Raw genomic sequence first — 12,109 nt, forward strand, 5'->3', positions numbered from 1 at the left:
GAGGCGCTCAATAACAATACGACACCCCGTCCAAAATCGCGCATTGCCGCTTGTTCGGCGCGTTGGGATCGTCCAGCGGCACCATGCCCTTGCCCTGGCCGACGAACACGCCGGGTCCGACATGCACCGAGCTCTTGTTGCCGATGATCACGCTCGGATGCGGCGAGGCGTTCGAGCGCGTCCCGTCCGGCCAGATGATGGCATCGCCCGAAAGCACCCCGCGCCGCCCGTCGTCGCAACTCACGTCGACGCCCTGCCGGGTGCAGACCTGCGCGGCGGCCGACGCGGCAAAGGCGGAGCCAAGGGCCGAAATCAGGCCCAGCGCGACGATGGTCTTTTGGATGGTCATGGCGTCCCCGGTCGTGTTTGGCGGTCTTGAGTGAATCGTCGCGCCAAACCCGCTTCCGGTTCAGCCTTTGAGCGGTTCCGAAGCGCCAGCTGGCGCCAGATATTGTCTTTCAAATACAATATCTTACGGAAAATTCACCCGATTTCCCCGCGATCTCTTGCAAAATCATCGGCTCCCCTTCAAGAGAGGGCGCTCCGGAGAGATGGCCGAGTGGCTTAAGGCGCACGCTTGGAAAGCGTGTGTGCGGGAAACCGTACCGTGGGTTCGAATCCCACTCTCTCCGCCATACCTCTCTGATATCACTATATATTTTGCAAGAATCTAGGCCCACCCGCCATAGCGCCGGCCATCCTGCTGACGCTTAAATGCGACAAAATGCGTCAATCGGGCCGCGACATCAGACATGCGTAGCCAATAGTTAACGTCCAGCCACGCCGCCGCCCTCGCGGGGATCGCCTCGCTCTCGACCGGCAGCGACCGCTGTTTTCGCCATCAGCGCCGTTTGGTGAAGCGCGATCGAGAGTGAGGAAAGATCAGAGATGAGCATGGTGTATTGTGCAGCCAGCCGAACCGTTCGGTCGTCGAAGATACGTTTCCAGGGCCGCCTGCTGCAGCCACGACGGATGATTGGTTTTCAAGACGAGGATATTTCGGACCAAGGTGAGATTTGCCGCGGCGTATCCAGGCGAGCCGACAAAACGCCCTCCGCGAGCGAGCCTCGGAGTAGTTCTGCGCGCTCCAATATTCCGCTTTTGAGAAGAAAGAGATCGGCGTTCTCCTGGTTTCCACCCTGCTTGCAACGAGCCTGAATGGGCCGCCTTGTTGACGCCTAGGTGAGTAACGAGCGTTGCTGCCAGGCCTCGGCATCAATCTTGCCGCCCTCGACGAAGAGATCCTCGCAATGAACACGCGTCGATCGCGCGAAGCGTCTCGGAGATCAGACTTCAGACGGAAGACGCCATTGGGTCAGCTAGCGCGCTTGCTGCTCGACCGTTCTGTCGAGAATTCCAATCCGACCGTGATCGCATTCGATCTTACCGCACGCGCGGTACCTCCACCACTTTCCTCGAACACTGCAGTCGCGCAGTCGATAACCAATTCTGAAGACTCGCATTTTTCCAAGTTGGGACACGACGCGCGCGCAATGCAACGGCCATCAATGAAATAAACACGATTGAGGTCTAGTCTCGGCTTGGCATGCAACGTATTCATTTCGGCCGACGTCGCTTCGGGGGCGAACTAGTGCTCCGACGACCGGGTTCTTGGATTTGTCAGCGCGAGGGGCTTTTTACCAGCTGGCGGAGCCGCTATAGATTCGCCGATGACGCGTTGCGATCCGGGGTCGCGGGAAAGTCAGTATGGGGGCTGCGAAGAGGAGGAGAGCGTCCGCCAGTCGTCGGGCGCTGTCCTGCGTAGATTTGTTTGCAGGTGCCGGGGGATTCTCGCTCGCCGCCGCTCGCGTGGGCTTTTCGGTCAAGCTGGCCATCGAACAGGACAAACACGCTTGCGATACCTACCGTCAAAACTTTCGGCGGCACGGAACGATCCTTGAGGAAGGCGACATCACTGGGATGTCGCCGCGGAAGTTGGCCAGCACGCACTTTGGCGATGAGAAAATCTGCGACCTTCTTCTCGGTGGGCCGCCATGCCAAGGCTTCTCGACGCACCGAATCAACGATGCTGGCGTGGAGGATCCGCGCAACCATCTAATCCATACCTACTTCGATTTCGTTCGCGCTTTTCAGCCCTCGGCGTTTCTGATGGAGAACGTTCCGGGGATGTTATGGGATAGGCATTCTGGCTTCTTGAAGGATTTCTATCGGCGGGCGAAGGCAACGAACTACGACGTATGCCAACCTGCCGTGATCGACGCCAGAGATCACGGCTTGCCACAGCGACGTAAGAGGGTTTTCATCCTGGGGATCAGACAAGATCTCGACCGCGCCGATCTTTGCTGGCCGCCAGCGCCCTCGCATGGCAGCAAGACGGCGTGCATCAAAGACAAGGATCTGAACCGCTGGGTCTCGTGCGCACCGGTTTTCCGAAATTTGCCTCGCGATGATGAGAACGGCATCTGCATGAAGCACTCCGACGAACTCGTCGAAGCTTTCAGGAGAACACCACCCAATGGCGGAAGTCGCAACGCATCGGGAAGATTGCTGGATTGCCACAAGGGACATGACGGCCATAGAGACGTCTATGGTCGAATAGACCCCAGGCAGCCTGCTCCTACGATGACGACAGCTTGCATCAATCCTTCCAAAGGTAGGTTTGTGCATCCTACCCAACACCACGGAATCACAGTCCGTCAGGCGGCTCGTATTCAGACATTTCCGGATGATTTCGTATTCAAGGGCGGCTTGATGGCGGCGGGAGTGCAGATCGGAAACGCGGTACCGGTTCAACTCGGGGAGATCCTGCTTCGTTCGCTCGCACCATTTCTCCGGCGCGCGCGTCGAAGTCGCGTCCGCTGATCGAGAACGCCTCAGCCTGTCGTCCAGGCTACAGACTTGCCGACGAAGTCTAAGCCGATCCGCGTAAACGTCGATCCGAGAGTCTGGACCAAATTCAGCGCGTATTCATATCGCAGCTGAGCGACGACCTGAGCTTCGTGGATCGCCGCTACCAGCTCGCCGCCATCCATAGAAAGTCTGGAAAACTTGAATTTGAAATCCTGCTCGAACTTGCCGAAGTTCGCTGCGTAGAGCGGATACCATTGCGGAGCCGAATTCATCCTGGCCGGATCGCTGATGCAGAAAGTCCTTTTCCCTTCACGCAACTCGAGAAAAATGAATCGATTGGAATGGACATCTATGACCTGGGTGTCGGACACAGGTTGGAGTTTGACCGCGAAGAACGGAATCCGCGTCGATACCTCCTTGTAGTGTCCCGAGGTCTTTTGCCCCGGTACCAAGTCGCAGGCAGGAGATAGGCAGACCCAATGGCTTTCCGAAGCAACGAAGACGTGACCTGTTTGCAGGTGCCACCCGCTCGGCTTCTTGCTGCAGGCGAATATGTTGTGATCTCGTTCGGCCTGCTTTTCGTCGCTGGCCTTACCTAAGTCCACGGCGAAGTGCGCGTGGACCAGTTGTGTATCCTTTACCGGCCCCTTGGCGTCTTCAGCGACGAGCTGCTCCGCAAACTTCTGAACACTAGCCTGGATATGATCGAGCATCTGTTCAGCGTGTCGCGAGATGCTTATATCGATGAGAGTCTTTCGTCGGATCTCATCGCCAGCCAATAGGTCGGCGTACCATCGCGCCAAAAGAAACCTGTTTCGAAGCGTCGCATCCTCCGCTGCGACACCGGTTTCTTCGAGCGCTGATCGCAGCTTCGTGAGGAATAAGCGTGAGGGCTCCGGGCCCCAAGCTATGAGCGACTGCCAGAGCTCGTGAAGAATATCGAGATCTGCTTCCGTTTTCTTTGCAAACGCAAAGAAACCGGAATGGGACCTGATCCATCTATCTTGTTCGCTCCACTTGAGTTGAAGCTTATTGCCGGCAAAGTGCATCTTCTTATGGTTTTTAGACTCGAACCTATGCATGGCCCACGCAAAAATCTGCTTCGCGGAAGCGGGCTTCCAACCCGCTTGCTTGCAGACATCGCTGAATCCCGCAAATGGCGCATTTCCGACAACGGCAGCCCTCATCGCATTTGCAATGTCCTGTCTGGCGAACAGATACTGTTCGATCTCAAATGCCTTCTCGATCTTCCCAACGATGCCGTCGTCCTGCTCCAACTCATGCTTCTCGATCAGCTGCTGTGCGGCCGCACGCTGAACCGCGGTGCCGCCGTCGCAGCACGGTGCCATGACGCCGAGAAGAATCTCGCGAAAGGCTTTCTGGAGGTCCTCCGCTGTGTGCACTACCACTAGGTTGAAGTGATCGTTCGCCATCACCTTTCTGGCAATCTCCACGGACTTCGAGGCGCCAGCTGCGGTATCGCCCAATTGAAAGTCCAGAACGAGAAGATCAGACTGGTGGAGATGGTACGCGATAGAAGCTTCGGTGCCATCTCCACCGTCATGAATGTCGACGACGAGAGATAGTTCGGGCCTGCGAAAGCTGTCGATCACTTTCTGAATCTGCTCGGGATTCGTACGCCAGCGTTTAGCCGAGGCCGGTGCAGCTTGCCCGGCGATACTGCGTTGCTGTAAGTCTAGCATCTCCGAATAGGTCGGATAGTCGTCATCGACAATCAGGACGGACCGAATCGGCTTGATGAAGGCTTCCCTAATGAAAGCTTTGTACCCCTCATTGACCGGCATACTCGGCCCCTCTGAACTCGATGATGAAGTGGGCACCCGATAGTTCGGATCCGGACTGGGCGCGCGAATAGCTGATCTTGTGCCCGCTAGCGGCGAGATTCGCTCTGCAGAGATAGAGGCCGACGCCCCGTCCGCCGCGAAGCTTGCGAGTGAAGAACAACGTGAACAGGCTTTCTAGGTCGTCTTCCTCGACGCCCGGGCCGCTGTCGGATATGATGACGCGAGAATTGTTCACCGACAGAAGGATTCTGCGAGGGGGCTCTTTGACGCCGACCCAGTAGAGGCTGTTGTTCACCAAGTTGATGAACACCGGGTAGAGCCTGGACGGCTGGTCGAACACCCGGAATTGCAAGAACTCCGACGTCGCTTCGAATAATACGTTGGCCCTGACGAACTTCGGTCCAAAGAATTCCTTGATATACGTGAAAATCTGTTGGCCTGTGATCCAATTGGAAGGACGGTCGCCAGACAGCTTCAAGGGGGACAAGAAGCGGAGCTGCTCAGTCAAGCCTTCGCAGCCGAACTCGATGTCCTTCGCGGCTTGACTCGCCCTGATATCCGTTGGCAGACGCCTGAGGCCAGACCGGATCATGTCGTCGTAAGATTCGAGTTCATGGCCAATGATCTCGACCGATATGCCGAGTTGTGCAAGGCTGTTTAAACGATCAAGCTCCTGGCGCAGCTCGTTGACTTCCTCCATCCCAAAGTTAGCTAAAGTCTCGAGGTCGATGCTTTCGCGTAAGCTCTCGAGTGCGCCGATATAGGGTTCGAACAGATTTGTGTTCTCCGTGTCCATGCGCTCACGGAGTTGTTCCATCATATCGACTAGCATTCCGATGGTCAGCTCGTCACGATCCAACGAATCGAGCAATGGCGTGGCCTGTAAGTGGAACGCCTTGTTTCGCTGATCGATGAGCGATCTGATTCTCTCGAATTCATCTTTTTGCAACACATCGATGGATTTGCGCCATTCGGATATCCTGCGAGAAATCATCGCGCTGTTTCGCGCCAATTGCCGCTGCGCGTATTCCCGTGGCTTGGCCGGTGCAAGCGTTTTGACGGCCTCCTGAATGCGATCATCGATTCGTGAAATCGCCGCTTGGGCCAAGTGAATATCGGCTCGATACTTCTTGTACGCTGGCTCTAACGTGCCGAGGTTCTGGGGCGCCTCGCCGAGCCGGAATGATACGCGCCGATCCTTGAGTTCGCCGATCAAGGCTTGTGCCGCTTCGATATCCCGTTCGGCCTGGAGCTTGAGAGATCGCTCTGCATGATTCACGGCCTCTAGGAAGGGGGGAAGCTCCTTCGTAAACGTCTTCAATTTCGCGCTGAACTGCGAGCGCTGCTTCCGTCGGAGCTTGTTGCGCTCCTCGGTCGCCCGCGCTCTTTTGTTTGTCTCTTGAATCTTCGGAAGCAGCTCGGTTCGATAGTCGGACGCCGATCCGAAGAACTCTCGAGCGAGCTTCATCAGAATATTCGCGACGACTATCTTGAGTGTCTTGGCCGCATTGTTGTCAAGCAGGCCTTCGCGGCCCGCCTTATCTTTGAGATTCGGATTGCGTGCCCGGCTTATGCCGAGGCGCCCGAACATCTGTCGGTGGTTCCAGTACTCACGGCCAGCGCTTAACGAGCGTCGCATTTCGATCTCGAAGAAGTCGTTGTCGGTGCGACCGTAAGGCATGATTCGGAGGCCATCACGGAACATCATGAAGCCGCCGTACTTTTCCGCGAGAGCCCTAAAGTGATTGAATTGAGTGCTACCGAGGGTCGTATTGAGAGCCTCGAATTCCATCGCAGCGATGTAAATGTCGACGGGCCCCATCGCAGAATCGGGTCGTTTGAGAATGATCAAGTCCTTCGGCGGAGGTATCTCGAAGTTATCCGCGCGCCATTCTCCAAAAGCTTTGATGCGTCCACGGAATACCCCGTTTACATCAATGATGCCGTCGACGATGTGCTCGAGGGGTTCGAGCATCTTCCGATTGAATTCCTTGCCTACCCCAATGATGGTCGTCGGCCTATCGCCATCCCACGCCCGTACCTCGTATGAAAATTGAGGGTCTCTGGCGCTGATCGTCAGCACGTCAGACGCGATGTAAGGATCGACGAAGTTCGACAAAGTTTCCGTGAATTTGTCAGACGCGGCCTTCGAGGCTGCGTCCGGAATCGTTGAAGGTAGTTGGGCCAGCAGGTCATAATTGATCTGCGACACGAGAAGTGCGGTGCCGTGTTCAGATTCTCCGGACCACACAGGCCATTTGGAAATGTGGCGCTCTTCGAATAACGTATCGATCAGCGTTGAAGCGATCTGAGCGGAAGGCGCGGGTCGGCCCTCCGGTGGATCGCGCCGCGCGTCCTGCCGCGCCTGAAGCGCATCGTAGTCGTTCCACGCCGCCTGGATGCGTGCCTTTCGCGATTCGTCCTTGCCGCCCCAGACGTTCTCCATGAGCTGCTCGAACAATTGATCGAGCAGATCAAAAAGTTCCTGTTTCTCCGAGAATTCGGCAATCGGGATCTCGACGTCCGCCAGATTGAGAAACGGGTTTTCGAACAGTCGCCAATCGATCAGTGCTGCTACGAAATTATCATTGCGCCGCTTCGAAACGAGCAGCAGTAGCGGTCCCAAGTTCGCGCACGACAGCCGGCCGATGCCCTTCTGCCCCTGCTTGGGTCTGAAATCCAAACCGTTGCGATCATCGACGTCCGTGGGTTCGTCGACAGCTTTCGATTCCGTCCCGACGACGAGCCATTTGTCGACGAATTCCCGGCGGTGCATGCCGTGGCCGTCGTCGACGATCGCGGCTACGGGCGCGGGGCCATCGAAAATATCCAGAGCGACCGAACGGGCATAGGCATCAAAGCTGTTCTTCCACAACTCCGAAATAGCGGTGGGGCAGTCGGCGATCTGCTCACGGCCCAGATGGTCGAGAGTTCTGGCTTTCGTCTGAAAAGCGATGCTCTGGATCATGAAGAAGCTAGGATGGAAATGACAAAAAGGGAGCGGGAAACGAAGACCTCTGGATCGTGCCGCGACGCTAGAGCAGCTGCAGCAACGCCGGAACCGTGGGATGAGTTGGTGATCGGGCGATCATACGGTAAACCATAGGAGCAAAGCAATGCTCCGACAACCTAGAAGGCTAGCGTCGGGCGCTTCTCCGGTTCTCTTTGGTCGTATGCTTAATCCCGCATCGTGCGGCGCCTGAGGACCGGATCGGCCGAGCTCCTGATTGCTGGCCGGGCAAAAGTCCGAAGATGGAAATGCGCTCGATAGCTTTAGTTGCTGCCAGATCGTCGGCTATCTGGCACTGCCAAATCACTTCGACGTGCCAGCCAATTTTTCGAAGCGCCGCATAGTTCTTGCGATCGCGCCGAGCGTTCTTGGCCAATTTCTCTCGCCAGAAGTCGACGTTGGAAGCAGGTAACTTGGACCTGCGGCACCCGCGATGGCCGTGCCAGAAACAGCCGTTCACGAAAAGAACGGTCTTCCACCTTGGAAAGACCAGATCCGGACAACCGGGCAAATGCCGGCGATGCAAACGAAAGCGTAGTCCTAACTGGTGAGCGGCTTTACGAACGGCAATTTCGGGCCCGGTGTTCTTTCCACGAACCGCCCTCATGTTTGCCGATCGTTGAGACTTAGAAATCCTATCCATGACCCGAAAAATACAGAAGTCGTTCCATTGATGCAATTGAGGCGACGTCATTGCCTGCGATGGGGACGATTGTCCTTCGATAGGCTGTAGAGAGTTGTAGATCGAAGGCTCGTTTCGATCGCGGGATGTTACCAAATCCTCAAGGTGAATGGGTCTGTCGCCGTGCTTGTGTGTCTCAGAAGCGGGCGAACCGTTATCGCTTCGGCGAGCCGGGGGTTCGTTCGGATCGGGAGGGGCACGGGCAGAACTGGCAGCAGCTCGCTCGATGGCACTTCACGAGCTTGCGCAGAATATCCACGTTGGGCGCCATGACGATCATTCGCAAGAACGAATGCGCATGATAGCAGCACCGCGTCGGAATCGACGGCGCTACCGAGATGCCCAAAGGACCAGTTTGATGAGACGCTGAAGCGGATCGGGCACTCTTGGATGTAAGCCCATCGCTTGAGGTTGGCGGCTAGCCATCGCTTCCGCTGCGCAGTTTCGCGCGGGCGACCCGATTCGCCAGTCCCTCGACGTCGCTCACAGCAACCTGATCCTGGAAGGCATTCACGCGCACATGCTTACCGATCAGCTCCAGGCGGCGCAGGCGGTCACTCAGCTTGATCTTCTTGACGTAGCCAACCTGCCGGCGATCCTCGCCCGTCCCCTCGAATAGGGCGTCAACTTCCACACCGGCAACGAGGCCTTGCCTCCAAATTTCCGGCCAAAGTTCTATCGGTTTGAGATCGCCGTTGCCGTCGTAGAGATCAGCAAGATCGGCCTCGGCCTCCTCAACGAGCCGGCGCAACATCCAGTCGGCGTCGATTTCCGTTCGCTCGGAGCGCTGGAGCTTTGCTGCGGCGATCGCGGCCTTGATCTCAGGATTGGACAGCAGGCGAGGTCCCTGCTTATCGGCCGTTCCCTTGGAGTAGCCAGCGCGGATCGCCGCCTGGGTGGCGTTCAAATCCAGGAGAAATTCCTGAACAAATCGCTGCTGCTTCGCGGTCCTTGCCATGCGGCGAGGCGTGGCACGCGAATGGTTGCCGCGAAAACAACTACTGCATTTCCCTACATCCTGGGAGGATCAGGCGTTTAGCGGGCGGTTGAGCAGCGCTTGTTGACCGTTACGCGAGCATCCATGATTTGAGCTTGAATTCGAGTTCGAAATTCGGCGCGGATGTCCCTGATCATGCGTCCTGAGTACTCGGCCAAGTCGTCAGGCGAAAAGTTGCCCTCCAACTGCTTCTTTGCTGTCAAACTGTCGCGTAATGTCTGTTCCTGCGAAGTACATTTGCCAAAGACAGCTTCGACTAGTTCGGCGGGAGGATTGCAGGTCTGCAAGCCGTATTTGTACCCTTCCAGCTCGTAACACTTCATCATGTTGTTGGCTGCTGCTTGCGGACCAACTTGAGCAGAGGCGCTTGCTCCGAGCAGGATCGTCGTCGCGATTATCACTACTGTTCTTGCCTGCATGAGACCTCGGCAGCTGCAACCGGTTCAACCGGTTTTTTCCTAAGACTTCCCGGATGCGACATGTAGCAAGGTATATAACCATGCATAAGGGGCGACCTAAGGGGGATGCGGCTACTTTAGTCAAACAACCGGTTGCAGTGGTTGCACTGGTTACAGCGCTGAGGTCGCAAACGATTTTCGTCACCGGTTCGCGAAGCAACTGGTTGCACCGGATGCACCGCAACGGGTTCGCATTGCCTGCAACCGATTCCGCAACCGGTTCGTCCTGCCGAACCGGTTGCGGCCCCATGGCGATAAAGGGAACTCTAAATTTCATGGGCGCAACGATCGCTCTGCGGCCAAACAAACGAGAAGCCGGCAAGGGATGCCCCTGCCGGTTCACGTCAGCCGCGCGGATGGAGGTGTCTGTTACCAGTTCACCGCTGGCGCTGGAGATGGATCGCCGGGGGACCACCATTCGGCTTCGTGGAGATCGCCACGGACGTACGCCTTCACGGTCTTGCCGAGCAGGTCCCGGATACCACCGTCCTTCCGCTCGAAACCAAGTCCCGCCATCGCCGCCTTTATATGAGAGTGGTGCGCCTTGGTCAGCTTGTTGATGCTCTCGGGGCTATCGAACCCGACGAGCTTCCACACATCAACAACCCTAATCTTGAGCGGGCCTTCCGGGATGCGGCTGCCAAGAACCTCCAGCCACGGCCCAAAATCAGAGGCCTCGCGGGTGATCTTTGCTGCGGCCGATTTCAGATCGGGTTCGTCCAGCCACAAGGCCTCGTTCGGCTCGGCCGCAACGGCCTCGGCCCATAACTGATCGCGAACCTCGGCGAGGCCGGCGGGGTCCGCTTTGGTGGCTCTGACGATCCAGAAGCGTCGGTTTCCGGTGAGATCGGATAGGTAGTGGTTTTCGTTAGTGGTGCCGAACAGGGCAAATTGTCGGTCTCGTGTGACGGCGTAGCGTCCGTATGCCAATCTCGAACGATCCCGCGTTGTCGTAATGAACGACTTGACGCGATTAGTGTCGCGCCGTCCCATGCCATCAAGCTCGGGCATCTCGACGATCCAGGAACCGGACGTTTTCTCGATAGTCACCTTGGCATCAGCGCCAACCTCGAGCTGGTCGGTGAACCAGTTTTCGTCATGACACAGAGATCGGATGAGCGAGGACTTGCCCAAGTCCTGAGCACCTTCAAGAACAAGCATGGCGTCGAACTTCGCGCCGGGCTGCATCACGCGACGGACGGCGGCAGAAAGGATTTTGCGACCGAACGCCCGATTAAGCGGCGTGTCCTCTGCTCCCGCATACTGCACAAGCCACCCGTCCAGGCGCTCCACGCCGTCCCAGCGGAGGCCGGCAAGGTAGTCGCGAACAGGATGATACGACCGCCGCTCACCGATCAACGCCACGGCGTCCGCGATCTTGTCTTTTGCCGGCTCTTTGCCGTTGGCGGCATAGGCGACCGTGAAGCGGATTTCGGCAAGCCGCTCATCTGTCATCGGTACGATGCCGCCCGCAAGGTGAATTTCAAGTTCTCCAGATAGGTGGTTCAATTTTACGAACCATCCGCGATCTATGAGCCACGCCTCAAGTTCGGCATCAAATCGCTCTACGCCGAGTATCTGGCCGACACGCTCGTTAGACCGGTCAACCCGTTTAAACTCAGCCACCTCAGCGTCGCGGACAGGCGTTGCCGTCGCGGCCGGCGCGACGGGACCGGCAGGGGCAGCGGGCTCCTCGGCGGCCATCTCCGGTGATGACGGTGCAAAGTCGATCCGCCCATCGGCCTCGTAAGCTGAAACCGGCGGCACATCGTCCATCCAGGCTGGCGATCGGAAATCATCCATGGCGCGGCCCGCTTTAAATGTCATCGTCGGGCTTAGGCACGCTGTGATGGCTGGCGTCGTACAACTCATCGTCGCGGCGGATGACCTCGCCCAGTCGCTTCCAGGCGGTGAAGCCGTACTTGTCCTCAAGCCGCTTTACATAGTCTCGGTACCGGAAAACGAAGCCGATGTTGCGGGCCATCTCGTGACCGCCGACGGTTTCGCTGGTCGCCACTTCGCGGGTGCACGGCTTTCGGCTCGTGGGGCGAAGTCCATTGTCCGCGACGCGCTGCTCACCGATCGCACCCCATAGATATTCGCTGGCGGCGGCGATGTCCGCATATCGCGCGATCAGTCGGGCACGATCGTCGTCGCTGAGGGAAAACGTTCGGTACAAGTGATCGGCCCGCGCGGCAATGGCCTCGACATCGGGGTGGTCGAGCGGAACGCGATAGTCGCCGCCCGCGATGGAGCGCGGGAATTTAGGAGTGAATTCGGAAGACATGTGCCCTCGCATGTTGCGAAGGGCGGCCGATCGTTGTAAGGAACGCAGCAGCTACGATG

Annotated in this window: 9 protein-coding genes and 1 tRNA gene; 2 read left to right on the plus strand and 8 right to left on the minus strand. The window is 57.4% G+C overall.

The features are described 5' to 3' along the window. Positions 1 to 7 precede the first annotated feature (7 nt). Entirely contained in the window at positions 8 to 349 is a 342-nt protein-coding gene (locus AB7Z56_RS02810; protein WP_063980509.1) for a hypothetical protein, read from the minus strand. Between the two features lie 196 nt (positions 350 to 545). On the opposite strand from AB7Z56_RS02810, the gene AB7Z56_RS02815 reads away from it, so the two are divergent. Together AB7Z56_RS02815 and AB7Z56_RS02820 are read left to right on the plus strand one after the other, a co-directional pair. Further along, positions 546 to 635, plus strand: a tRNA-Ser gene (locus AB7Z56_RS02815). A 1,072-nt stretch (positions 636 to 1,707) separates the two neighbouring features. Further along, positions 1,708 to 2,823 (plus strand): DNA cytosine methyltransferase, encoded by a 1,116-nt coding sequence (locus tag AB7Z56_RS02820; RefSeq protein WP_441256154.1) that lies wholly within the window; start codon positions 1,708 to 1,710, stop codon positions 2,821 to 2,823. A gap of 11 nt (positions 2,824 to 2,834) precedes the next feature. Here AB7Z56_RS02820 and AB7Z56_RS02825 read toward each other — a convergent pair whose 3' ends face one another. The 7 genes from AB7Z56_RS02825 to AB7Z56_RS02855 form a co-directional block, all read right to left on the minus strand. Beyond that, complete coding sequence (locus AB7Z56_RS02825; RefSeq protein WP_441256155.1) at positions 2,835 to 4,616, minus strand: response regulator receiver domain; 1,782 nt, start codon at positions 4,614 to 4,616, stop codon at positions 2,835 to 2,837. Next, a complete protein-coding gene (locus AB7Z56_RS02830) occupies positions 4,603 to 7,584 on the minus strand; it encodes an ATP-binding protein (RefSeq protein ID WP_441256156.1) in 2,982 nt (993 codons plus the stop codon). The genes AB7Z56_RS02825 and AB7Z56_RS02830 overlap by 14 nt, the downstream gene beginning before the upstream one ends. A 169-nt stretch (positions 7,585 to 7,753) precedes the next feature. Then, positions 7,754 to 8,320 carry a very short patch repair endonuclease gene (locus AB7Z56_RS02835; protein WP_441256157.1) on the minus strand — a complete coding sequence of 189 codons (567 nt, stop codon included), beginning with the start codon at positions 8,318 to 8,320 and terminating at the stop codon, positions 7,754 to 7,756. 406 nt (positions 8,321 to 8,726) lie between these two features. Next, positions 8,727 to 9,266 carry a terminase small subunit gene (locus tag AB7Z56_RS02840; RefSeq protein ID WP_441256158.1) on the minus strand — a complete coding sequence of 180 codons (540 nt, stop codon included), beginning with the start codon at positions 9,264 to 9,266 and terminating at the stop codon, positions 8,727 to 8,729. 77 nt (positions 9,267 to 9,343) lie between these two features. Next, positions 9,344 to 9,724, minus strand: coding sequence for a hypothetical protein (locus AB7Z56_RS02845; protein ID WP_441256159.1), 381 nt, complete (start codon positions 9,722 to 9,724; stop codon positions 9,344 to 9,346). Positions 9,725 to 10,132: 408 nt separating this feature from the next. After that, positions 10,133 to 11,590: a VapE domain-containing protein gene (locus AB7Z56_RS02850; RefSeq protein WP_441256160.1), complete on the minus strand. Its 1,458-nt coding sequence runs from the start codon at positions 11,588 to 11,590 to the stop codon at positions 10,133 to 10,135. Further along, positions 11,580 to 12,050 (minus strand): hypothetical protein, encoded by a 471-nt coding sequence (locus AB7Z56_RS02855; protein WP_441256161.1) that lies wholly within the window; start codon positions 12,048 to 12,050, stop codon positions 11,580 to 11,582. Before AB7Z56_RS02855 ends, AB7Z56_RS02850 begins: the two co-directional genes overlap by 11 nt. Positions 12,051 to 12,109 lie beyond the last annotated feature (59 nt).

The sequence above is a fragment of the Bradyrhizobium sp. 482_C4_N1_8 genome (assembly GCF_052075965.1).
GTDB lineage: Bacteria > Pseudomonadota > Alphaproteobacteria > Rhizobiales > Xanthobacteraceae > Bradyrhizobium > Bradyrhizobium barranii.

Bases quoted from the DNA above. Each gene is read 5' to 3' on its own strand.
- AB7Z56_RS02810 (WP_063980509.1), bottom strand. From the start codon at position 349: ATGACCATCCAAAAGACCATCGTCGCGCTGGGCCTGATTTCGGCCCTT.
- AB7Z56_RS02835 (WP_441256157.1), bottom strand. From the start codon at position 8,320: ATGACGTCGCCTCAATTGCATCAATGGAACGACTTCTGTATTTTTCGG.
- AB7Z56_RS02850 (WP_441256160.1), bottom strand. From the start codon at position 11,590: ATGACATTTAAAGCGGGCCGCGCCATGGATGATTTCCGATCGCCAGCC.
- AB7Z56_RS02825 (WP_441256155.1), bottom strand. From the start codon at position 4,616: ATGCCGGTCAATGAGGGGTACAAAGCTTTCATTAGGGAAGCCTTCATC.
- AB7Z56_RS02855 (WP_441256161.1), bottom strand. From the start codon at position 12,050: ATGTCTTCCGAATTCACTCCTAAATTCCCGCGCTCCATCGCGGGCGGC.
- AB7Z56_RS02820 (WP_441256154.1), top strand. From the start codon at position 1,708: ATGGGGGCTGCGAAGAGGAGGAGAGCGTCCGCCAGTCGTCGGGCGCTG.
- AB7Z56_RS02840 (WP_441256158.1), bottom strand. From the start codon at position 9,266: ATGGCAAGGACCGCGAAGCAGCAGCGATTTGTTCAGGAATTTCTCCTG.
- AB7Z56_RS02830 (WP_441256156.1), bottom strand. From the start codon at position 7,584: ATGATCCAGAGCATCGCTTTTCAGACGAAAGCCAGAACTCTCGACCAT.
- AB7Z56_RS02845 (WP_441256159.1), bottom strand. From the start codon at position 9,724: ATGCAGGCAAGAACAGTAGTGATAATCGCGACGACGATCCTGCTCGGA.